Source organism: Streptomyces sp. NPDC040410 (assembly GCF_055595715.1).
In genome coordinates this window covers 104,792-125,527 of the sequence record NZ_JBVIVK010000015.1, presented here as the reverse complement: position 1 = coordinate 125,527, position 20,736 = coordinate 104,792, and the positions used below count along the sequence as shown (strand labels likewise).

Genomic DNA, 20,736 nt, shown 5'->3' with positions numbered 1-20,736 from the left:
CGTCGTCCAGCTCGCGGGGGGCCGCGCATGACCAACCCCGCGACCTTCGCGGGCCTGGACCCGACCACTCTGGGGGACCTCCTCCGGGTGGCCGGGTCTCCGGGCTTCGACCGCTGGCAGGACCAGATCCCCCGCACCGGCGGCTGCGCGGACCCCATCCACCTGAGCGGCTGGGTCCTCCACAAGGACAAGACGACCGGCGAGACTCTGCACCACTACACCACCGAGCACGAGCCGGGCGGACGCTCCGCGTCGCCTGCGGCAACCGCCGGGCCTCCCGCTGCCCGTCTTGTGCCTGGATGTACGCGGGCGACACCTACCGGGGAATGGATGGCGGCGCTCACCATCGACCCGGTGACCCGCGAGGGCGTGGAGATCCGGCTGCGGGTCCACGCCCTTCCGTACCTCGGTGATCACCCCATGGCGGCGTTCCGGCCCTCGCACCTGCGCGCGTGGATGCGACAGCTGGATGCGACAGGACGCGCGGCCTCATACCGGCGGTCCATCTTCGCCAACGTCTCGGCCGTGTTCACGGCTGCCGTGGAAGACCGGATCATCGCCGAGAATCCATGCCGGGCCCGCTCGGTCCGGGCGCCCTCCCTCGACGGGCGCAAGGTCAAGCCGTGGTCCGTCGAGCGGGTCATGGGCATGCACGAGGCGCTGCCCGATGCCTACCAGGAGATGATGTCGCTGGGTGCAGGCTGCGGCCTCCGTCAGGGCGCGATCTTCGGCCTGATGGAGGCCGCCTTCCTCGGCGGCACGGTCCATGTCGCTCGGCAGGTCAAGCTCATCCGAGGCGTGCAGGCGGTCTTCGGCCCACCCAAGGGCGGCAAGGAACGTTACGTACCGCTGCCGGAGACGGTCTCCTTCGCGCTGGCGGCGCAGATCACGAAGCACGAGCCGGTAGAGGTCACCCTGCCCTGGAAGACCCCGGACGGCCCGCCCGTCACGGCCTCGCTGCTGTTCGTCAACGCCCGACGCCAGTGGCTGCACCGGTTCCGCTTCAACCGGTCGGCGTGGCGTCCGGCTCTCACTTCGGCCGGCATACCCCTCGGCCGCGAGAACGGCATGCACGCCCTCCGCCACTTCTATGCCTGCGTGCTCCCGGACGCGGGGGAGAGCATCAAGGCCCTCAGCGAGTACCTCGGCCACCACGACCCCAGCTTCACGCTCCGCACGTACACCCACCTGATGCCGAAGAGCGAGGCCCGCACCCGGGCCGCCGTCGACCGGGTCTTCCGGAACCCGGACAGCGCCGATGACGGCCCCGATACGGCCCACGGGGCAAGCTGACCCCCTGACCTGCACCACAATCAGAACAGCCACAACTGATCACCGTTGGTGGCGGCCTGACGATCGAGCGCCCTCCACGGCCCCGAGGCGGGCCGGGAGGGCGTTTGTGTGTCCGCTCACCGCATGACCGGGCCGATCGCGGATAGCCGGTCAGTGGTGTCGGGGGGACGGCTCGTGCAGCAAAGGTGCGGCGCTATGACTGAAATCCCGGCAGAGGTCTTCGAATCCGTGGCTCGCGAGGCTCTGCGGGACCTGGCCGGCGCGCCCGATCTCCGGGCGTTGGAGGCCTTGGCGGGCTGCGACGTGCTCATTCCGGCGATCGGCGGGATCCGTTACTCGCGTGACCGCAGCGAACTCGTGCGGCTTGTGCTGCCGGTGGTCGAAAGCGTGTGTGACGCCCCCGCGGTCATGGTCTTCACCTCGGAGGAGCGGCTGCTCAGAGCCTTTCCCAAGGTGCCCTGCTACCGGCCTGTGACCTTGCGGGACCTGGCCGCTCGCTGGCCGACCCACGAAGTGGTGCTGGTCATCGACGCCGGCGACGAGGACGAGCTGACCCTGTCCGCTCACCAGGCGCGGTGGCTGCTCGCCCGCTGCCTCGTCTGACGTGCGGGCGTCCTGCCTCGATGCCCGCCGTCCGGACCGTCATGCCTGCGCGGCCGCCGCGAACTCCGCGAGCGCGGTGAAGTCGGCCGTGCGCAGGCCGGTCCGCGGGCTGACGTGGTGAAGCAGTGCGGGCCCAGGGTGGTGGCCGGCCACGTACGCCTCGTCCGCCGGGCTCTGTTCGTCGTCCACCCAGGCGAAGGGGCGGCCCTCGGCATACGCCACGATCGCCTCCGTCTTCCAGTGCACCCCGTCCGGCCGCTGGGCGAACAGGCCCTTGCCGAAGTCGACGTACGGCAGCTCGGGCAGGCCGACGACGGGGGCGATCCAGCGGTTGGCCGCGTCCATCCATGTGGTCGCCCAGCACAGGTCGTAGTCGAGGGTGAGGAGCGCAGGCCCGTGCGAGGGGTTGAGCCACACTCGCAGCGGCCGGCCCGGCGACACGGCCACCCTGATCGTCGTATAGCCCGCGGGGCGCCGTTCCGGCTTCGCCGCGTACGGGTTGAGGGGGCCGTCGACGTCGAGGAACAGCAGTGGGCGGCTCACGCGGCCACCGTACGGCGGCGGGGGTGCGGGGCGGGCGGATTTTTCGGGGAATTCCCGGCGGACAGGCATAGCGGCGGGCGGGCGCGCGTGTCACAAGGGAGCGCGACGGCGGCAAGCTGGTCGCGACGACCTACGGCTCGAATCCCGACCAGCTGTTCAAGGTCGTGGACTCCGACGACTGGGCACCCAAGATGCAGACGAGCCGCACCGGTCTCTACGTCATCGACGTGGCCTCGGGGAGGGGGTCCCTGTGCGGAGGTGAAGCTCGACAACGATCCCAGGCTGGGGGCCATTTCCAAGCTCGTCGCGGGCAGCTCCCCGGGCAAGAAGTGGAAGACCTCCTCCTGGGTTCCACCAGCGTCTGGTGCTGATCACCATCGGCAGTGACAAGGAGGTACTGCTCAGTGGCTTCCGCCAGGGCCCACGACGGCGACGCCGGTCGCTGGGAGCCCGTCTTCGCCGAGTGCTGATCGGGCCGGCCGTACGAGTGCTGATCGGGCCGGCCCTCACGAACGCTGATCGCGCCGGCCCTCACGAACGCTGATCGGGCTGGCCGTCACGAGTGCTGATCAGACGGAGGCCACGGGCGCTGATCAGACCGTCACGAGTGCTTCGTACGCCGCGATCAGCACGTCGACCGCCTCACGGCCGGCGGGCCGCAGCGGCGGGCGGACCGGCCCCGCAGGCAGGCCCAGATCGTTCAGGAGGGCCTTGGCGGTGACGGTGCCGGGCAGACCGGACGCCATCATCAACTCGATGAGCGGCGTGGCGCGTTGCTGGAGGCGGGCGGACACGGGGGTGTCGCCCGCCTCGAACGCGTCTATGACCGCGCGGAGTTGCGCCGGCACGACGTTGGCGACCGTGCTGATGTACCCGGCCGCGCCCACCGCGTACAGAGCGAGGTTGTGCTCGTCGCAGCCCGCGTAGTACGCCAACTTCGTGCGGGCGAGCACCTTCTGGGTACCGAGGAAGTCGTAGGAGCAGTCCTTGACCGCCACGATCCGGGGGTGCCCGGCGAGCCGGATCATCGTGTCGGGCTCGATACGGGTGCCGGTGCGGCCCGGGATGTCGTACAGCATCAGCGGCAGCCCGGCCGCGTCCGCAACCTCCCGGAAATGGGCCTCCAGCGCGTCCTGTGGCGGCCTGCTGTAGTAGGGGCTGACCACCAACAGGCCGTCCGCGCCCGCCTTTTCGGCCGCCAGGGCGAGCTCGACGGTGTGCCGGGTGTCGAAGGTGCCCACCCCCGCCACGACCGAGGCCCGCTCGCCCACGGCCTCCCGGACCGCCGTGACGAGCGCGGACTTCTCGGCGTCCGTCGTGGTCGGCGACTCGCCCGTCGTGCCGGAGAGCACGAGGCCGTCGCAGCCCTCGGACACCAGCCGGTCGGCGAGCCGCTGCGCGCCGTCGAGGTCCAGTCCGCCCGTCTCGGTGAAGGGCGTGATCATCGCGCACAGGGTGCGGCCGAAGGGGCGGGCTGAGGCGCCGGGTGTCGTCATGGGAGTAGTCTCGGCAGCGCCACAGTGAAGCTCCACTTAATTTTTCTACAACGTATTGCTAAGTGATGCTGATGTGTCGGTCGTGGAGCGGGTCAGGCCCTATGTCCAATTCGGCCCTTCATGGGCCACCATGGCCAGGACGGTCATCGACCCCTGGTCATGGGAGGCGTCATGAAGCTCGGCAAGGCACTCGCCACCGGAGTCGCGGAGGAACGGCCGGAGCTCCACGAGGAAGAGCTCCGTGTCCCCGAAGAGATCCACGAGCCGGCGGCGCCCGCGCCCGAAGAGGTCCCGGCCGCCCGATGAAACTGCGGCTCCCCGAGGAACGCCCGACGGAGCCGCCGACCGGATACAAGATCGCCCACCCGGTGCTGTCCCAGGACGGCACCCGGGCCGGGTTCACCGGTGTGTCGCTCGGCGGCGCGCTGCCGTACGGTGTCGTGGCCGACGCGTCCTGTGTCTACGGCCTGCGGCACCGTCCACCGCACCGCCGCTGCGACTGCGGCTTCCACTGCGTGCACGACCGCGCGGCTGCCGAGGCGCTGCTGTGCACGGCCGAACACCGGGCGGCCGTCCTGCTCCAGGTCTCCGTGCTCGGCCGTTACATCCGCTTCGAGCGCGGCTTCCGCCACGCCCGTCAGCGGGTACGGACCGCGACCGTGGGACCGTGCGCGTGCGGCGCGGTCGCGGCGGCGCTCGCCGACGCCGGCTGGGGCAGGCCGGGGTGGCTCGCCCTGGCCCCGTCCTGCGCGGGGTGCGTGCGCGGGCGTACCTCCGTGTCGCTCGCCGCCTTCGCCCGGCTGGCCGGGGACGGCCTGCGGGTGATCGCCGGGAGCGGCACGGCGGAGCGGGGGGCCGGTCTCGGTGCGCCCGAGGGCCTGGGGGTGCCCGAACTCGTCGCGGAGGCTGCCCTGTTGCAGGCCCGGCTCGACTGGTTCCAGACTCAGCTGGCACGGTTCGGCGAGCGCGGCCACGGCGCCGCAGGACAGGGGTAACGGGGGCAGGTCCGGGTACCCGGAGGTTCCGGACCGAGAGGAGGCGGACACCGTGACCGGGACCATGGCACCCAAGCCGGTGCGCGACCAGCACCACTCCGCGGGCGAGCTTGTCGGACAGGCCACCGAGCAGCTCTCCCGCCTCGTACGGCAGGAGGTGGCCCTGGCCAAGGCGGAGCTCGCCCAGAAGGGGCGGCGCGCCGGTCGTGGCGGCGGCCTGCTCGGCGCCGCGGGCGCCCTTGCCTACGCCGGCCTGCTCGCCCTGGCCGGCACGGCCACTGCCGCGCTCTCGCTGACGCTGCCCGTCTGGGCTGCGGCACTCATCGTGACGGCTGTGCTGTTCGCGCTCGCGGCCGTGCTGGCCGCGACCGGCCGCGCTCAGCTGCGGCGCGCCGCACCGCCCACGCCCGAGGAGACCCTCGGCAGCGTCAGGGCCGACGTCGAGGAGATCAGGGAAAGGGCGCACCGATGACGGACGGGACGGCACCACAGGGCAGGGGTGCGAAGGGGCCCGAGGAGCTGCGGCGGCAGATCGAGCAGACCCGCAGTCAACTCGGCGACACCGTGGAGGAGTTGGCAGGCAAGGTGGATGTGAAGAGCCGTACGCGGGCAAGGGCGGCCGACCTCAGGGACAAGGCGGGCGCGATGACCGTGCAGCTGCGCAGCACTGCCGCGCAGGCCGGTCAGAAGGTCCATGACCGGGCTACGGAGGCCGGGCACAAGGTCCACGACAGGGCTACGGAGGCCGGGCACAAGGTCCACGACAGGGCTACGGAGGCCGGGCACAAGGTCCACGACAGGGCGATCGGGACCGGTCACACCGTCCGTGACAGGACGACGCGGGCCGGTCACGACCTGGAGCACAGGGTGGAGCACGGCGTGCCCCAGCCCGCCCGGCCCCTCGTCCTGGCAGCGGTGCGGCATCCGCTGCCGGTGCTTGTCGTCGGCGCGGCGGTGGCCTTGGCCGTCGTGGTGGTGTGGCGGTACCCCCAGAAGTGACCGGGAGGGCTCAGGCCGCATCGTGCCGTGGGCGGGATGCGGCCTTTCTTCTTCGCGCTCACCGAAAACTTCACTCGTCTGGACAAAGAAAGTTTTCGGTGAGAGGGTGGACGCATGCTGGACGTGACCGTGATCGAGGACCCCGAGGCCGCCGCCGTCTCCCTGGACCCCATACGGGCGCGGCTGCTCGCCGAGCTGGCCGCCGGACCCGCGTCGGCCGCCATGCTCGCAGGCAAGGTCGGACTGCCCCGGCAGAAGGTGAACTACCACCTCAAGGCGCTGGAGAGACACGGATTGGTCGAGCTGGCCGGTGAGCGCCGCAAGGGCAACGTCACCGAACGGCTGATGCGCGCGACCGCGGCGTCGTACGTCATCTCGCCGCTCGCGCTCGCCTCCGTGCAGCCGGACCCTGACCGCTTCCGCGACCAGCTCTCCGCGCGCTGGCTGCTGGCGCTCGGCGCCCGGCTCGTGCGGGACGTCGGCTCGCTGATCACCGGCGCGACGAAGGCCCGCAAGCGGCTCGCCACCTACGCGCTCGACGGCGAGGTGCGCTTCGCCTCGGCCGCCGACCGGGCCGCGTTCATCCATGAGCTGACGGCGGGGGTCGGCGCGCTGATCCGCAAGTACGACGCCCCGGACGCCGAGGGCGGCCGGGACCACCGGATCGTCGTCGCCGTCCATCCCACGGTCAAGCCCGCGGCCGAGGACCGGCCCGCCCCCGAACTGGACCAGTAGTACTCAGGAGCAATCATGTCCAAGGAATTCGAGATCGCCCGCGAGTTCGAGGTCGACGCCACTCCGCAGCAGGTGTGGGACGCCTTCACCTCCGGAACCGGCGGCTGGCTGTGGCCGATGGAGCCGCCTGAGCCGCGCGAGGGCGGCAAGGGGCCGTTCGGGTCCACGGTCACCGCCTGGGACCCGCCGCACCACTACACCAACCGCGTGGAGAACGTCGAGGGAATCTCCGAGCAGACGCTCAACCAGCTCGACTACACCGTCGAGCCGCGCGACGGCGGCCGGCGCGCCTGGGTGCGGTACGTGCACAGCGGCATCTTCGTCGACGACTGGGACAACCAGTACGACGGCGCCGCCAAGCACACCGACTTCTATCTGCACACCCTGCGCGAGTACCTGACCCACTTCGACGGCCGCACGGCCGCCTTCGCCACCTTCGACGGGCCCGAGGCGTCCAAGTCCCCGGATGCCCTCGCCGCCGTCGGGAAGGCCCTCGGGCTCACCGACGACACCGCCGCGGGGGAGCGCGCGCGGGCTCGCGGGCCCGAGGGCGGGCTCCTGGACGCCGTGGTCGACTTCCGCAACCCGTACTTCATCGGGCTGCGCACCGACAGCGCCCTCATCCGCTTCTTCGGCCGCAACCACTGGGGTCACATGGTCGGCATGAGCGTCCACGACTTCGCCCCCGACGCCGACGCCGAGGCGAACGAAACCGCCTGGCAGGGCTGGCTGAACGGAGTGTTCAGCCGGCCCTGAGCGGCACCGCTACGGGTGGAACCGCAGGACCTGCGGGTCGTGGTCGCTGATCTGGTCGTCGAACTCCGAGTTGATGTGCACGCTGTCGTACTCGAAGTCGCAGCCGCGCCGGATCGAGGGGCTCACCAGGATCTGGTCCAGGACCTGGCTATTGCCCTGGTAGTCGTAGGTGTAACGCTCGCTCCTCGGCAGCGACTTGATCGCCGACCAGAGCTCGCCGTCACCCTCCAGGATCTTGGCGGTGTCCGAGAACTCGAAGTCGTTGATGTCGCCGAGCGCGATGACGTCCGCGTTCTTCTGGGCGTCGTGGATGTCCTTGACGAAGGCGTTCACCGCGCTCGCCTGGAGGTGGCGCTGGGTCTCCGAGCTGCGTGCCGGCGGCTGGTACTGCGAGGTCAGACCCTGGTCGCCGCCCTTCGAGTTGAAGTGGTTGGCGATCACGAAGACCGTGCGGCCGCGGAAGACGAACTCGCCCGCCAGCGGCTTTCGGCTGGAGTTCCAGGAGGCGTTCGTCGGGTCGATCCGGCCCGGGGAGGCGGTCAGCCGCGCCTTGCCGCCCACCTTCGTGACACCGACGGCGGTCGTGGCGTCGCCGCCCGCGCGGTCGGTGAAGGAGACCCGCTCCGGGTTGAACAGGAAGACCTGGCGGATGTTGCCGCCCGGCTCGCCGCCGTCGGAGTCGTCGACCGGGTCGATCGAGCGCCAGTCGTACGCCGGCCCGCCGGCCGCGACGACCGCGTCTACCAGCTTCCGCACGGTCCGGTCGGCGGCCACCGTGCCGTCGTTCGTCGCGCCGTTGTTGTCCTGGATCTCCTCCAGGGACACGATGTCGGGCGACTTCAGATTGTTCACGATCGCGGAGGCGTGCTCCTCGAACGTGGCGTCGGACGGATCGAGGTTCTCGACGTTGTACGTCGCGACCGCGAGCTCGCCGCGGTGCTGCTTCCGCGTTGTCTCGCGCTCCAGCCCGGCGCTCTCGAGCGTGCCGAGCTGGTTGGCGACCAGGGTGTAGCCGCCGAACTGGTTGTAGTCCAGCGGTCCGGCGGTCGTGCCGGTGAGGGCGTCGCCGACGTTCGCTTTCGGGAAGTCGGCGGTCGAGCCCAGCGACTGGATCTGCAGCCGGCCCGTGTTCTGGGAGTCGTACGAGCCGTACACCGTGCCGCCGCGCCGGTCCGCGTTCTCCCGCGGCTTCACCGTGACCCACAGCTCCGTGTACGGGTCGGTGGCGCCGACCACACGGGCGTCGGCGACCCGGACGTTCATGCCCTCCAGGGACTCGTAGCGGTCCAGGGCGTAGTTCGCGGGCTCCAGGGTGAGGCCGTTGATCGAGTTGCTCGCGGCCGGGTCACCGGCCGGGGCGTAGGCGGCAGGGACCGAGTTGGCGTCGACCGCCGTGGCGGCCGGGACGGCGTTGCCGCTCGAGACGACGGTGACCGTCGGCTTGGTGATCTCGGTCAGGGACTGGTTTCCGGACGACGTGCCGCCCGGCACGTACTCCGAGACCGTGCCGGTGACGAGGACCGAGTCGCTCACCGCGACCTTCGGGGTGGAGCTGGTGAAGACGAAGACGCCCTCGCTGGTGGCCGGGTTGTCGTCCGGCGTCGGATCCTGGATCCAGAAGCCCTTGGACGAACCGTAGGTGCGCACGCCGGTGACGATTCCGGCCACGTCCGTGACCTTCTGACCGGCGTACGGGGACATCCGGGTGCTGCCCTGGACGTCATGGACGCGAACGGAGTCCGCGTGCGCGGGCGAGGTGAGGACGACGACGGACGCCGCGGAGCACACAGCGGCGACGGTGAGCGCGGCGAGACGCGCGGAAGACTTGCTCGGCAACGGGATCCCTCCGGGGACGTGCGTTGGGCGCCGGGACGAGGGTGGTGCGTGGAACCGTGGGGCCGCGACCTGTGGGGGTGGCGACGCGCGTAGAAAATACAGTGAACAGATGTCCGCCGGATTTCTACGCGCGTCAATCTCGTGCCTGGTCAGGCCAGTTGTCAAGGTTTCGGCCATGTACGGCGCCTGACGGGGAGATGAACCGGGCGGCATGGGTGGAAATCCGTCTAGGCTGAGCGGTTGAGCCGTAAGCGGCTTCCCGTTCCAAGGCGCCTAGGAGAAACACCCGATGTCAGACAGCTCCCCCTTGCCGCCGGTGCGGCTGCACCCCGAAGCGGAGCTGGCGCGGGACGCCCTGTCCACGCCGCTGCTCGCCCGGGCCGTCCGGCTGGCCCGCTGGGCCGGCCCGGACACCCGGGTGGACACCGGGGGCGGGCTCGTCGACGAGCAGCTGCCCGCGGCGGCCGAGGCCCTCGGGCTGAGCGGGGACGACGCGGCGGCCCTCGCCAGTGAGGCCTGGCGCATCGCCCTGGACGCCGGGCTCGTCGAGGTCGTCGACGAGGAGGAGGGCACCGTCACGGCGGGCGAGGAGCTGGCGCTGCTCACCGGCGGTTCGCCGCAGGACGTGCTCGGCGTGTGGCTGACGGCGCTGGAGGCGGTGCTGGCCGACGCGAGCGTGCCCGACCTCGACGACCTGGTCGACGCCGTGGACGCGGGCGGCGAGATCGACTTCTCCTCCCTGGGCTGGGACCCGGAGGCGGAGGCCGAGTTCCTCGACGGGGTGCTCGGCAACCTGTACCTGCTCACCGTCGGCGAGGACGGCCCGGGCGGCGGACCCGTGCCGCTGCCCGCCCTGGCCGCCTCGATGATCGTGCCCGGCGGCATGGGAGAGCCCACCAACGACGTGCTGGAGCAGGTGTCCGATGCGATGATGCGCCTCGACGACCAGTTCCGGCTCCTGGAACCGGTCGGGCTCGTCGAGTACCAGCCGGTCGACGAGGCGCTGATGGCCGACGTGGAGGAAGAGCCCGCGGCGCCGCTCGACGACACCGACGTCTCCCGCTACGGCATGGTGCGGCTCACCCCGCTCGGACAGTACGGGCTGCGGGCGCGGCTGCTGGAGGCCGGGTTCGGGGCGCCCGCCGTCGGGGACCTCTCGGACAAGGGCGCCGACGCGCTGCTCGACGGGACCGCCCAGTTCCCGCCGACGGCCGCACAGGCCGAGACCGAGCAGTGGCTCGCCCTCCGCGAACCCCTCGCCGCGGCACGGGAGTTGCTGGCCGCCGCGCGCGGGGCGGATGCCGGTGCGCCGCTGCGGCGGCTGCACTGCCAGCAGGCGCTGACCCTGGTCGGCGCCGAGGCCGAGCCCGCACTGCGGGAGGTGCTCGACGACGCCGAACTGGGCGGGCTCGCACGGGTCTGGCTGAGCGAACGGGGCGCTCCGGACGTACCGGCGCCGTCCGAGGAGATGGTGTTCTGGCTGACCATCGACACGGTTGCCGCGCAGCTGGCTGCCGAAGGGAACTCGGAGGAGCTGCGGGCTCTCGTCGGGGGACTCGCCCAGCAGCACAGCAGCTTCTTCGCGGCGGCCTGGCGGGTCGAGCATCCGGCCACGGCGGATGTGCTGGAGGCGATGGGGCGGCTGCATCCGGACAAGAAGGTTGCGAAGGAAGCGCGGAAGGCCGCGTTCAAGGCGCGTTCACAGCACGGGAGTTGAACGATGCCGCGACCCACGGCACGCTGCGCGTGGGTCGCGGGCCGGTTGTCTGTCAGCAGTGGTGGACCGTCGTGTGCTTGAACGACGACGTCGCTTCGTTGAAGCCGTAAGTGCCCCGGTAGGCCGCCGGGTTCCGGAACTCGCCGACGATGGTGATCGTGGCGGCGCAGCCGCCCGGGCCGCTCGGATTCCTGGCGTCGAGACCGATCGTCTCACCGATGCGGCCGCCCGTGGAGGTGTCTTTTGTCGAGAACACCCGCGGTCAAGGTGCCCCAATCATGGGATGAGGGACGTTCTGCCGCCCATGACCTCCTTTACGAAGATCCTCCGACCAGTTCCCCCGTAAATGGCGCGAACCGGGAGGCTCTTGTTGCGGCTGGGGGAGTGCATACGGGTTCACGGAAGAGAGCCCGGTGAGGTCGCCCGGTGTTCAACTCCTGTTCAGGCGTGGGCGGGACGGTGTCGCCGACCCGAGGACCGCCACCCTCCACGGCACACCCACCGTCACAGGAGACACCATGTCGCTCACCCGCAGGGACTTCGCCAGAAAATCCGCGATCACCGGCGCCGGTGTCGCGCTGGCGGGCAGCGTCGGCGCCCTCGCCACCGCTCCCAACGCCCTCGCGTCCACGGACACCGAGAGCCTGGGGGAGGAGGCGGCGGCAGCCCACGGCGGTGTCGGTTACGGACCGCTGATCCCCGACCCGGAGGGCATCCTCGCGCTGCCCGCCGGGTTCAAGTACCGGATCATCACCTACAGCGGCAGGACCAAGCTGGAGTCCGGCGAGATCACCCCGTCCAACCACGACGGCACCGCGGCCTTCGACGGCCCGCGCGGCACCACCCTCCTCGTCAACAACCACGAGCTCAGGGGCCCGCGCGCCGGCTGGAAGCACCCGGTGCCGCTCACCGAGGGCCTCGTCTACGACCCCGCCGCGGCCGGCGGCTGCACGGTCGTCGAGGTGTGCCCCGACGGACAGATCGCCGAATGGGTGGGTATCGCAGGCACCTCCACCAACTGCGCGGGCGGCCGCACCGCTTGGGGCACCTGGCTCACCTGCGAGGAGAACTCCGACAAGGCCGGCGTCAACGGAATGACCAAGGACCACGGCTACGTCTTCGAGGTCGACCCCCGCGACCGGCGTGCCAACAAGAACCCCAAGCCCCTGAAGTTCTTCGGCCGTTACGACCACGAGGCCGTCGTCGTCGACCCCAGGCGCGGCCACGCCTACCTCACCGAGGACGCCGCGAGCCCCAACGGCCTCCTCTTCCGCTGGAGCCCGCCCGAGGGCTTCGAGCACGGCCGCGGCAAGCTGCGCACCCTCGCCGACGACGCGGGCGTCCTGCAGGCCTTCAAGTGCTTCGACTCCGGCGGCCAGTTCGTCGACGACCTGTCCCGCGCCACGAAGACCGGCACGGTGTACGGCGTCGACTGGGTCGACGTCCCCGACCGCGATGCGAAGACCACGCCCGTCCGCAAGCAGTTCACCGACGGCCAGGTCACCCGCGCCCGCAAGCTCGAGGGCATGTGGTGGGCCGACGGAGGCACTTACATCGTCTCCTCGTACGCCCGCGCGGAGAGCCCCGTCCAGCACGACGGCCAGGTCTGGTTCTACGACCCCAAGCGCCGCACCCTGACCCTCAAGGTCCTGCTCGGCGTCAACCCCGCCCCGGCTGATCCGTCGGCGGATGGCGCCTTCGACGGCCCCGACAACATCACCGTCTCCCCGTACGGCGGCCTCGTCATCGCCGAGGACGGCGAGGGCGTCCAGCATCTGTTCGGCGCCACCGACAGCGGCCGCACCTACCCGATCGCCCGCAACGAGCTGAACATCGGCACCGAAGAGGAGCCCGAGTACAGCGAGTTCACCGGTGTGACCTTCTCGCCCGACGGCAGGACGCTGTTCGCCAACATCCAGGACCCGGGCATCATGCTGGCCATCACCGGCCCCTGGAAGCGCCAGAAGCGCGGGTAGTCAAATTCGGTCGCCCCTCCGAGTTGCGCCTCCTACAGTGGGATCACGACGTCACGCACCTCCCGGTGCGATGGCAGCGGCTACTTCTCTTCCAAGGAATCCACGCCGCCGCCGACTTGATCTCGGGAGGCGCAGCTCATGGTGGGTGCCCGGTGCGCAGGCAACGGTTACTTCATTGGATCGGACGGTTGCGGGTTCGAGTCCCGTCATCGACTTCGGGTCGGTGTAGCTCAATCGGCAGAGCATCTGGCTAAGTCCGTCGCCGACTCATGATCTCGGGCACCCTCCTTTTCTGCGCCTCCCTCCGAAACGGAAAAACGAATTCGGGGGAATTCAGCATGACGCGATTCAACGCAAAGGCCGCCAAGGCGCAGCCGACCTCGCGGGTGACGTCCACGGGGCGGGTGCTTCGTACGTACGAGGGCGGCCGCGGTCACGAGCGGGACACGCGCTCGGAGCTCTTCCTGCTGGCGGTATCCCACTTTCTCGCGGACACCTTCTACGAGAACGCCGAGGACCGTGACAACCGGTTCGCCCGGCTCGTCCGCGAACTCGCCGTGACCGACCCGGCCTGGACGGCCGGCCTGCTCGGCTGGCTGCGCGGCGGGGGCAACCTCCGTACGGCCTCGATTGTGGGCGCCGCCGAGTACGTGAAGGCACGGCTCGACGCGGGCGTCACCGACGGCCCGTCGAACCGGCAGGTCGTGGCCTCCGTGCTCCAGCGGCCCGACGAGCCCGGCGAACTGCTCGCGTACTGGACGGCCACGTACGGCCGCGCCGTCCCCAAGCCGGTCAAGCGCGGCATCGCCGACGCCGTACGACGCCTCTACAGCGCCAAGTCGCTGCTGAAGTACGACACGGCGACCAAGGGCTACCGCTTCGGCGACATCCTCAACCTGGTGCACGCGGCGCCGGACCCGGACAAGCCGTGGCAGGGCGAGCTGTTCCAGTACGCCCTCGACCGCCGGCACAACCCGGACACCGCCGTGCCGCCCGCCTCGAACCGCGTCCTCACCGCGCACCGCGAGCTGATGGCGCTGCCCGTCGAGCAGCGGCGGGCGGTCGTCACGGCACCGGACGGCGCCGAGCGGCTCGCGGCCGCGGGCATCACCTGGGAGGCGCTGGCGGGCTGGCTGCAGGGGCCGATGGACAAGGAGGCCTGGGAGGCCGTGATTCCGTCGATGGGTGCCATGGCGCTCGTGCGGAACCTGCGGAACTTCGACCAGGCCGGTGTGTCCGACGAGGTCGCGGCCCGGGTGGCCGCGCGGATCAGCGACCCGGCGGAGGTCGCGCGCTCGCGCCAGTTCCCCTTCCGGTACCTCGCCGCGTACCGGCACGCGCCCTCGCTGCGCTGGGCGTACCCGCTGGAGCAGGCGCTCGGCCACTCACTGGCCAACGTGCCCGCGCTGCCAGGCCGTACCCTGGTGCTCGTCGACCGCTCGGGCTCGATGTTCTACTCGCGGCTGTCCGACCGGTCGGAGCTCAACCGGGCCGACGCGGCGGCGGTCTTCGGCACGGCGCTCGCGCTGCGGGCCGAGAACGCGGATCTCGTCGAGTTCGGGACGTCGAGCAATCGTGTGAAGTTCCGCAAGGGCGAGTCGGTGCTCAAGATCCTGGACCGCTTCAACGACCTGGGCGGCACCGACACCACCGAGGCCGTACGCCGGCACTACAAGAGGCACGACCGGGTGCTGATCGTCACCGACGAGCAGTACGCGTACCACCACCAGGGCGACCCGACCGAGCAGGTTCCGGTGAACGTGCCGGTCTACACCTGGAACCTCGCCGGGTACCGGGCGGGCCACGGCCCGTCCGGCAAGGGGAACAGGCACACGTTCGGCGGGCTTTCGGATGCCGCCTTCCGGATGGTTCCCCTGCTCGAGGCGGCTCGGGACGCCGACTGGCCGTGGACCGCCTGAGACGGTCTCGGGTGTGGCCCGTACCTCGGTGCCCCGCCGACCGCAGGGCGCCCCCAGGGGGCGCCCTGGAGGGCGTACCGCGGGGTCACAGCGCTTGGGCCGCCGGCTTGACCATGTTCCTGACCGTGCGGGCCTTGACGAAGTCGCCCATGGCCGTCATGTCCCACTCGCCCGAGAACTGGCGGATCAGCTTCGCCATCATCACGCCCGTCTGCGCCTCGGCGTTGGTGAGGTCGAAGCGGACCAGCTCCTCGCCGGTCGCGGCGTCCAGCAGGCGGCAGTAGGCCTTGGCCACCTCGGTGAACTTCTGGCCGGAGAAGGAGTTGACCGTGAACACCAGGCCCGTGACCTCCTGCGGGAGCCTGCCGAGGTCGACGGTGATCACCTCGTCGTCACCGCCGCCCTCGCCGGTGAGGTTGTCGCCGGAGTGCTTGATCGCGCCGTTCACGATCGACAGCTTGCCGAAGTAGCAGCTGTCGATGTGGTTGCGCTGGGGGCCGTAGGCGATGACCGAGGCGTCCAGGTCGATGTCCTTGCCGCGGTACGCCGGTTCCCAGCCGAGACCCATCTTGACCTGGGAGAGCAGGGGGCGGCCGCCCTTGACGAGGGAGACGGTCTGGTTCTTCTGGAGGCTGACCCGGCCCTTGTCGAGGTTGATCTTCCCGCCGCCGGGGGCCGGGGCGGCGGGCGGCGCCGGGGGTGCGGCGGGTGCCGGGGGCGCGGCGACACGCGCGTCAATCGACGGGGCCGGCGGGGTCTGGACGGCGGGCTGCGGCGGAGCTACGGGGGCCGGGGCCGGCTCCTCCACGGTGACGCCGAAGTCGGTGGCGATGCCGGCGAGGCCGTTGGCGTATCCCTGGCCGACCGCGCGGGCCTTCCAGGAGCCGCCCCGAAGATAGATCTCCACGACCACCAGCGCCGTTTCGGTGCCGAGCTGCGGGGGCGTGAACGTGGCCAGGACGCTGTTGTCGTCCGCGTTGCGGATCGTGGCCGTCGGCTCGACGCCCTGGAAGGTCTGGCCCGCGGCGTCCGGGCTGGCCGTGACGACGATCTTCTCGATGCCCGGGGGGACGGCGGCGGTGTCGACGGTGATCGCGTCGGGGGCCGCGCCGCCGCCCGAGCGGTAGGTCACACCGGGGCCGGCCGGCTGGTTGTAGAAGATGAAGTCGTCGTCGGAGCGCACCTTGCCGTCGCCGGTGAGCAGCAGGCCCGATACGTCGAGCCGCACCGGGGCGGCGACGTCCACCGTCACGCGGGCGGCGGACAGAGGGATGTTCGAGCCGGGGGTCATAGCTGTCATGCCCCATTGAACGAGCGAGGCCGTTTTACCGTTCCCTTACCTGGCGGCCAATCGGGTTGGATCACTCGGTCGGGCTCGGTCGGGCTCGGTCGGGCCCGGTCGGGGCTCAGCGTCTGTCGCCGGGGTGGTTGCGGGCGGTGCGTTCGTTGCCGCGTTTGTGGTTTCCGGTCCAGCGGGCCATGACGAGCCGCGGGTCGGACGTCTCGGCGTCGGCGAGGAACCGGGTGGCCCGGGGGCCGTGGGGCCGTGGAGGGGGGGCACGGGGCGGCCGTGGTGGGAGATGCGTACGGTGCCGTTCCTGGACCCCCGCTCCTCGAACGCCGGAGGGGCTGATGATCAGCACACGCCAAAGGGGCCGGCTCACGGCACCACCACGATCTTCCGGCCCACCCCCGCCGCGAACTGCTCCAGTGCCTGCGGGTACCGCTCCAGCGGAATGCGGTCGCTGATGAACACGTCGGGGTCCAGCACCCCGTTCGCGAACAGCTCCGCCGCGCGCTCGAAACTGTGGAGGACCGCCATCGAACCGGTGATCGTGATCTCCTGGTTGTAGATGCGGTACGGGTCGATGGTCACGCGGGTCGCGTGGTCGGCGACGCCGAACTGCAGGAACGTGCCCGCCTTCGCCACGCGGTCCAGGCCGTCCTGGATCGCCGCCGCGTTGCCCGTCGCGTCGACGACGACGTCCCAGCCCTGGGGCCGGTCCAGCTCGTCCGCGTCGACGGCCGAGGCCGAGACACCGAGCGTGCGTGCCGTCTCCAGGCGGGCCGGGTTCACGTCGACCACGTCCACGCTCGCCGCGCCCGTCCTCTTCGCCAGCTCCAGCATCATCAGGCCCATCGTTCCGGAGCCGTAGATCAGGACGTGGGCGCCCAGGCGGGAGTTGAGGACGTCGTAGCCCCGGACCGCGCATGACAGCGGTTCCACCAGGGCCGCGTCCTGAGTGCGTATGTGCTCCGGCAGCTTCACGCAGTTGGCCACCGGGGCGATCGCGTACCGGGCCGCACCGCCCGCCGTCGTGACACCGATCGCGGCCCAGCGCTCGCACATGTTGTTGTGGCCGTCCCGGCAGAAACGGCACTCGTGGCAGTACAGGGAGGGGTCCACGGCCACCTGGTCGCCGGCCGAAACCTCGGAGACCCGCGTGCCCACCGTCACCACCTCGCCCGCGAACTCGTGCCCCGGCACGATCGGCAGCTTCGGCGCGAACTCGCCCTGGAGGATGTGCAGATCCGTACCGCACAGCCCGCACGCCGCGACCTCGACGACCACTTCGCGGGGTCCCGGCGTCGGGTCCGGGACCTCGGTGACGACGGCGCGGCCCACGGACTCGATGACGGCGGCCTTCATTTGACAGCTCCCAGTGACAGGCCCTGAACCAGCTTGTCCTGGGCGGCGAACCCCGCGGCGAGCACCGGCAGGGAGATGACGAGCGACGCGGCGCACACCTTCGCCAGGAAAAGGCCCTGGCTGGTGATGAAGCCGGTCAGGAAGACGGGGGCGGTCTCGGCCACGACGCCGGTGAGGACCCGGGCGAAGAGCAGTTCGTTCCAGCTGAAGATGAAGCAGATCAGGGCTGTCGCGGCGATCCCGGGCAGTGCGATCGGGGCCACCACGCGCGCGAGGATCGTCGGCACCCTCGCGCCGTCGATCTGCGCGGCCTCGATGATCGCGACCGGAACCTCGGAGAGGAAGGACTGCAGCATCCACACGGCGATCGGCAGGTTCATGGCGGTGTAGAGGATGACCAGTGCCCAGATGTTGTCGAGCATGCCGACGTTCTTGGCGAAGAGGTAGACCGGCAGCAGGCCCGCCACCACCGGCAGCATCTTCGTCGACAGGAAGAAGAACAGGACGTCCGTCCATTTCCTCACCGGGCGGATCGACAGTGCGTAGGCCGCGGGCAGCGCCAGCAGCAGGACGAACAGCGTCGAGGCGATCGCGGCCGTGGCCGAGTTGATCAGCGAGGGCCACGGGCTCGCGCCGCCGTCCACGCCGAAGAACTCGCGGTAGCTGTCGAGGGTCAGCGAGGCCGCCAGCGACGGAGGGTTCGTGGCCGCGTCCGCCTCGGAGTGGAAGGAGGTCAGGACCATCCAGAGGATGGGCAGGACGAACAGGATGCCCGCCAGCCAGGCGATCAGACCCAGAGCGGCCGCCTTGCGGGTGCGGCGTGCGGGCGTGTGTGCCGACGCGGCGCCCGTCACGGTCGTGGTCGTGGTCATGCGCGGGACACCTCCTCCCGGAAGAGCGACGACACGACGCGCAGGGCGAAGGTCGCGAGGACGAGTGAGCCGATGACGACGAGGACGCCGGCGGCCGAGGCAAGGCCGTACTCGTGCGCCTGGTAGAAGGTCTGGTAGATCGTGTAGGGCAGGTTGGCCGTGTCGAGGCCGCCGGAGGTGATCGTGAACACGGCGTCGAAGTTCTGCACGATGTAGATCGACCCCAGCAGTACGCCCAGCTCCAGATAGCGGCGCAGATGCGGCAGGGTGATGTGGACGAACACCTGCCAGTCGCTGGCGCCGTCCACGCGGGCCGCCTCGACCAGCTCGGGGTCGCGGCTCTGCAGCCCGGCGAGCAGGATCAGCATCATGAACGGGGTCCACTGCCAGACCAGCGAGGCCTCGACCGCGAGGAGGGGGGTGTTCGAGATCCAGTCGGGCTGCGGTGCGCCGTCGCCGCCGGCCCAGTGCAGTACACCGTTGAAGAGGCCGTACTCGGGGTTGTAGAGCACGTGCTTCCACAGCAGGGCGGCCGCGACGGGGACCAGCAGGAACGGTGCGATGAGCATGGTGCGTACGGCTCCGCGACCCGGGAACCGGCGGTCCAGGAGCAGCGCGAGCAGCAGGCCGAGGAACAGGCTGACCAGCACCACGGTGGTGGTGAGCAGGATGGTCGTCCATACCGACCTGCGCAGGTCGGGCGTGGTGAGGACGTCGGCGTAGTTGCTGAATCCGGTGAGATGACGGTCGTTCGGATACAGGGCGTTCCAGTCGAAGAACGAGTACACCAGGGTGGCCACGAACGGCAGCTGCGTCACGGCGATCATGAAGACCAGGGCGGGCAGCAGCGGCGCACGGGTGGCCCAGGCACGCATACGGTTCGACGGCCGGGCGGTTAGCGGCGGCTTGTGCGCCGTGGCGACCCTGGCGGTGGTGGCGCGCATCATCCCTCGTATTTCTCGGCGACCTTCTCGGCGAGCGCCTGGGACTTCTGCAGGGCGCTGTCGACGGACTGCTTTCCGGCGATGGCCGAGCTGATCTCCTGTGAGACCCTGGTCCCCAGGTCGGTGAACTCGGGGATGCCGACGAACTGGATGCCGGGCGCGGGGCGTTCCTGCACACCCGGGTTGTCCGGCTGCGCCGACGCGATGGCCTGCCGGGTCACGTCCGCGAAGGCAGCGGCCTCCTTGCGGTACTCCGGGATGTCGTAGGTGGAAGTCCGTTTGCCGGCCGGGACGTTGGCCCAGCCGATGCTCTTGCCGACGAGCTTCTCGTAGTCCTTGCCGGACGCCCAGGAGATGAACTTCCAGGCGTTCTCCGCGTTCTTGGACGCCTTCTGGACGCCCCAGGCCCAGGTGTAGAGCCAGCCGGAGCTCTTCGTCTTCTCGACCGGTGCCGGTACGTAGCCGATCTTGCCCTTGACCGGGGAGTCTGCGGCCTCCAGTGAGCCGGCGCCGGCCGTCGCGTCGTACCACATGGCGGTCTTGCCCTGCGTCATGTTGTTGAGGCATTCCGCGTAGCCGGACTGGGCGGCGCCCGACTCGCCGTGTTCGCGTACCAGGTCGACGTAGAACTGTGTCGCCTTCCTGAACTCCGCCGAGTCCAGCCGTGCCTTCCAGTCCTTGTCGAACCAGGTGCCGCCGAAGGTGTTGACGACGGTGGTCAGCGGAGCGATCACCTCGCCCCAGCCCGGCAGACCGCGCAGGCAGATGCCCTTCATGCCGGACTCGGCGCCGTCCACCTTGGCGGCGAGGTCCGCCACCTGCTGCCAGGTGGGCTTCTCGGGCATGGTGAGGCCCTTCGCCTGGAGGACGTCCTTGCGGTACATCAGGAACGAGGACTCGCCGTAGAAGGGCTCTCCGTAGAGCTTGCCGTCGGCCGCGGTGAGGGCCTTCGTCATGGACGGCAGGATGTCGTCCTGGTCGAAGGTCCTGTCATTCTTGACGTACGAGTCGAGATCGTGGAGCCAGCCGTTCTTGGCGTAGATCGGGATCTCGTAGTTGCTCAGGGTCGCGACGTCGTACTGGCCGGCCTGGTTGGTGAAGTCCTGGCTGATCTTGTCGCGGACCTCGTTCTCGGGGAGCACGGTGAAGTTCACCTTGATCCCGGTGGCCTTGGTGAAGTTGGCGGCGGTGAGCTTCTGCAGCTCCACCATCTGCGGGTTGTTCACCATGACGACGTTGATGGAGTCGCCGCCGGAACTGCCGGAGCCTCCTGCCCCCGAACACGCGGCGAGCAGCGGGGTGATCAGCGTTCCTACGGCAGCCACCGCCAGCAGGTTGCGGGGCTTCCGTCGGCTCTGGGTTCGCATGGGTACTCCTGAACGTATCGGGAGATATTGTGAGA

General features: G+C 70.3%; 20 protein-coding genes and 1 pseudogene. 12 read left to right on the top strand and 9 right to left on the bottom strand.

From position 1 onward, the window contains the following. Positions 1-27: 27 nt before the first annotated feature. The 3 genes and pseudogenes from ACZ562_RS27450 (at position 28) to ACZ562_RS27440 (ending at position 1,896) form a co-directional block, all read left to right on the top strand. Positions 28-413 (top strand): annotated as a pseudogene (locus ACZ562_RS27450) (replication initiator). Continuing rightward, positions 331-1,293, top strand: coding sequence for a tyrosine-type recombinase/integrase (locus ACZ562_RS27445; RefSeq protein WP_471184220.1), 963 nt, complete (start codon positions 331-333; stop codon positions 1,291-1,293). The pseudogene ACZ562_RS27450 and the gene ACZ562_RS27445 overlap by 83 nt, the downstream one beginning before the upstream one ends. 195 nt (positions 1,294-1,488) lie before the next feature. Continuing rightward, positions 1,489-1,896 carry an SseB family protein gene (locus ACZ562_RS27440; RefSeq protein ID WP_471184217.1) on the top strand — a complete coding sequence of 136 codons (408 nt, stop codon included), beginning with the start codon at positions 1,489-1,491 and terminating at the stop codon, positions 1,894-1,896. 39 nt (positions 1,897-1,935) lie between these two features. Here ACZ562_RS27440 and ACZ562_RS27435 read toward each other — a convergent pair whose 3' ends face one another. Together ACZ562_RS27435 and dapA are read right to left on the bottom strand one after the other, a co-directional pair. Further along, a complete protein-coding gene (locus ACZ562_RS27435; protein WP_471184214.1) occupies positions 1,936-2,439 on the bottom strand; it encodes a hypothetical protein in 504 nt (167 codons plus the stop codon). A 593-nt stretch (positions 2,440-3,032) separates the two neighbouring features. Further along, positions 3,033-3,935: a 4-hydroxy-tetrahydrodipicolinate synthase gene (gene dapA / locus ACZ562_RS27430; RefSeq protein WP_471184211.1), complete on the bottom strand. Its 903-nt coding sequence runs from the start codon at positions 3,933-3,935 to the stop codon at positions 3,033-3,035. A 171-nt stretch (positions 3,936-4,106) separates the two neighbouring features. Between dapA and ACZ562_RS27425 the strand changes: the two genes are divergently transcribed. The 6 genes from ACZ562_RS27425 to ACZ562_RS27400 all read left to right on the top strand — a co-directional run bounded on the left by ACZ562_RS27425 (position 4,107) and on the right by ACZ562_RS27400 (position 7,420). Next, on the top strand, positions 4,107-4,241 hold the full coding sequence (locus tag ACZ562_RS27425; protein WP_471184208.1) for a hypothetical protein: 135 nt from the start codon (positions 4,107-4,109) through the stop codon (positions 4,239-4,241). Then, positions 4,238-4,930, top strand: a complete 693-nt coding sequence (locus tag ACZ562_RS27420) for a hypothetical protein (RefSeq protein ID WP_471184206.1) — start codon at positions 4,238-4,240, stop codon at positions 4,928-4,930. Before ACZ562_RS27425 ends, ACZ562_RS27420 begins: the two co-directional genes overlap by 4 nt. Positions 4,931-4,982: 52 nt before the next feature. Beyond that, positions 4,983-5,402: a phage holin family protein gene (locus tag ACZ562_RS27415; protein WP_471184204.1), complete on the top strand. Its 420-nt coding sequence runs from the start codon at positions 4,983-4,985 to the stop codon at positions 5,400-5,402. Continuing rightward, positions 5,399-5,929: a DUF3618 domain-containing protein gene (locus ACZ562_RS27410; RefSeq protein WP_471184201.1), complete on the top strand. Its 531-nt coding sequence runs from the start codon at positions 5,399-5,401 to the stop codon at positions 5,927-5,929. The genes ACZ562_RS27415 and ACZ562_RS27410 overlap by 4 nt, the downstream gene beginning before the upstream one ends. A 114-nt stretch (positions 5,930-6,043) precedes the next feature. Continuing rightward, positions 6,044-6,664: an ArsR/SmtB family transcription factor gene (locus tag ACZ562_RS27405; protein WP_471184199.1), complete on the top strand. Its 621-nt coding sequence runs from the start codon at positions 6,044-6,046 to the stop codon at positions 6,662-6,664. A gap of 15 nt (positions 6,665-6,679) precedes the next feature. Beyond that, the gene (locus tag ACZ562_RS27400; RefSeq protein ID WP_471184197.1) at positions 6,680-7,420 is read left to right on the top strand and encodes an SRPBCC family protein; all 741 of its coding nucleotides are present in this window, start codon (positions 6,680-6,682) and stop codon (positions 7,418-7,420) included. A gap of 9 nt (positions 7,421-7,429) precedes the next feature. Here the strand turns inward: ACZ562_RS27400 and ACZ562_RS27395 are convergent, their stop codons facing one another. Next, positions 7,430-9,256, bottom strand: a complete 1,827-nt coding sequence (locus ACZ562_RS27395) for an endonuclease/exonuclease/phosphatase family protein (protein WP_471184194.1) — start codon at positions 9,254-9,256, stop codon at positions 7,430-7,432. Between the two features lie 289 nt (positions 9,257-9,545). Here ACZ562_RS27395 and ACZ562_RS27390 point away from each other — a divergent pair, with 289 nt between their 5' ends. Next, on the top strand, positions 9,546-10,973 hold the full coding sequence (locus tag ACZ562_RS27390) for a hypothetical protein (RefSeq protein WP_471184192.1): 1,428 nt from the start codon (positions 9,546-9,548) through the stop codon (positions 10,971-10,973). Positions 10,974-11,025: 52 nt separating this feature from the next. Here the strand turns inward: ACZ562_RS27390 and ACZ562_RS27385 are convergent, their stop codons facing one another. Next, a complete protein-coding gene (locus ACZ562_RS27385) occupies positions 11,026-11,229 on the bottom strand; it encodes a hypothetical protein (protein ID WP_471184190.1) in 204 nt (67 codons plus the stop codon). A gap of 262 nt (positions 11,230-11,491) precedes the next feature. Here ACZ562_RS27385 and ACZ562_RS27380 point away from each other — a divergent pair, with 262 nt between their 5' ends. Together ACZ562_RS27380 and ACZ562_RS27375 are read left to right on the top strand one after the other, a co-directional pair. Next, positions 11,492-12,949: an alkaline phosphatase PhoX gene (locus ACZ562_RS27380; protein WP_471184187.1), complete on the top strand. Its 1,458-nt coding sequence runs from the start codon at positions 11,492-11,494 to the stop codon at positions 12,947-12,949. A 338-nt stretch (positions 12,950-13,287) separates the two neighbouring features. Next, complete coding sequence (locus ACZ562_RS27375; protein WP_471184185.1) at positions 13,288-14,868, top strand: TROVE domain-containing protein; 1,581 nt, start codon at positions 13,288-13,290, stop codon at positions 14,866-14,868. 85 nt (positions 14,869-14,953) lie between these two features. On the opposite strand, the gene ACZ562_RS27370 is transcribed toward ACZ562_RS27375, so the two are convergent. The 5 genes from ACZ562_RS27370 to ACZ562_RS27350 form a co-directional block, all read right to left on the bottom strand. Then, positions 14,954-16,159: a TerD family protein gene (locus ACZ562_RS27370; RefSeq protein ID WP_471184399.1), complete on the bottom strand. Its 1,206-nt coding sequence runs from the start codon at positions 16,157-16,159 to the stop codon at positions 14,954-14,956. A gap of 369 nt (positions 16,160-16,528) precedes the next feature. Next, a complete protein-coding gene (locus ACZ562_RS27365; protein WP_471184182.1) occupies positions 16,529-17,518 on the bottom strand; it encodes a zinc-dependent alcohol dehydrogenase family protein in 990 nt (329 codons plus the stop codon). Beyond that, positions 17,515-18,390 (bottom strand): carbohydrate ABC transporter permease, encoded by an 876-nt coding sequence (locus tag ACZ562_RS27360; RefSeq protein ID WP_471184180.1) that lies wholly within the window; start codon positions 18,388-18,390, stop codon positions 17,515-17,517. The genes ACZ562_RS27365 and ACZ562_RS27360 overlap by 4 nt, the downstream gene beginning before the upstream one ends. Beyond that, the gene (locus tag ACZ562_RS27355; protein ID WP_471184178.1) at positions 18,387-19,337 is read right to left on the bottom strand and encodes a carbohydrate ABC transporter permease; all 951 of its coding nucleotides are present in this window, start codon (positions 19,335-19,337) and stop codon (positions 18,387-18,389) included. The genes ACZ562_RS27360 and ACZ562_RS27355 overlap by 4 nt, the downstream gene beginning before the upstream one ends. Further along, positions 19,334-20,701 carry an ABC transporter substrate-binding protein gene (locus tag ACZ562_RS27350; RefSeq protein ID WP_471184175.1) on the bottom strand — a complete coding sequence of 456 codons (1,368 nt, stop codon included), beginning with the start codon at positions 20,699-20,701 and terminating at the stop codon, positions 19,334-19,336. The genes ACZ562_RS27355 and ACZ562_RS27350 overlap by 4 nt, the downstream gene beginning before the upstream one ends. Between the last annotated feature and the right edge of the window lie 35 nt (positions 20,702-20,736).

Bases quoted from the DNA above. Each gene is read 5' to 3' on its own strand.
- ACZ562_RS27355 (WP_471184178.1), bottom strand. From the start codon at position 19,337: ATGATGCGCGCCACCACCGCCAGGGTCGCCACGGCGCACAAGCCGCCG.
- ACZ562_RS27380 (WP_471184187.1), top strand. From the start codon at position 11,492: ATGTCGCTCACCCGCAGGGACTTCGCCAGAAAATCCGCGATCACCGGC.
- ACZ562_RS27410 (WP_471184201.1), top strand. From the start codon at position 5,399: ATGACGGACGGGACGGCACCACAGGGCAGGGGTGCGAAGGGGCCCGAG.
- ACZ562_RS27390 (WP_471184192.1), top strand. From the start codon at position 9,546: ATGTCAGACAGCTCCCCCTTGCCGCCGGTGCGGCTGCACCCCGAAGCG.
- ACZ562_RS27360 (WP_471184180.1), bottom strand. From the start codon at position 18,390: ATGACCACGACCACGACCGTGACGGGCGCCGCGTCGGCACACACGCCC.
- ACZ562_RS27350 (WP_471184175.1), bottom strand. From the start codon at position 20,701: ATGCGAACCCAGAGCCGACGGAAGCCCCGCAACCTGCTGGCGGTGGCT.
- ACZ562_RS27440 (WP_471184217.1), top strand. From the start codon at position 1,489: ATGACTGAAATCCCGGCAGAGGTCTTCGAATCCGTGGCTCGCGAGGCT.
- ACZ562_RS27365 (WP_471184182.1), bottom strand. From the start codon at position 17,518: ATGAAGGCCGCCGTCATCGAGTCCGTGGGCCGCGCCGTCGTCACCGAG.
- dapA (WP_471184211.1), bottom strand. From the start codon at position 3,935: ATGACGACACCCGGCGCCTCAGCCCGCCCCTTCGGCCGCACCCTGTGC.
- ACZ562_RS27420 (WP_471184206.1), top strand. From the start codon at position 4,238: ATGAAACTGCGGCTCCCCGAGGAACGCCCGACGGAGCCGCCGACCGGA.
- ACZ562_RS27405 (WP_471184199.1), top strand. From the start codon at position 6,044: ATGCTGGACGTGACCGTGATCGAGGACCCCGAGGCCGCCGCCGTCTCC.
- ACZ562_RS27370 (WP_471184399.1), bottom strand. From the start codon at position 16,159: ATGACCCCCGGCTCGAACATCCCTCTGTCCGCCGCCCGCGTGACGGTG.
- ACZ562_RS27425 (WP_471184208.1), top strand. From the start codon at position 4,107: ATGAAGCTCGGCAAGGCACTCGCCACCGGAGTCGCGGAGGAACGGCCG.
- ACZ562_RS27445 (WP_471184220.1), top strand. From the start codon at position 331: ATGGCGGCGCTCACCATCGACCCGGTGACCCGCGAGGGCGTGGAGATC.
- ACZ562_RS27400 (WP_471184197.1), top strand. From the start codon at position 6,680: ATGTCCAAGGAATTCGAGATCGCCCGCGAGTTCGAGGTCGACGCCACT.
- ACZ562_RS27375 (WP_471184185.1), top strand. From the start codon at position 13,288: ATGACGCGATTCAACGCAAAGGCCGCCAAGGCGCAGCCGACCTCGCGG.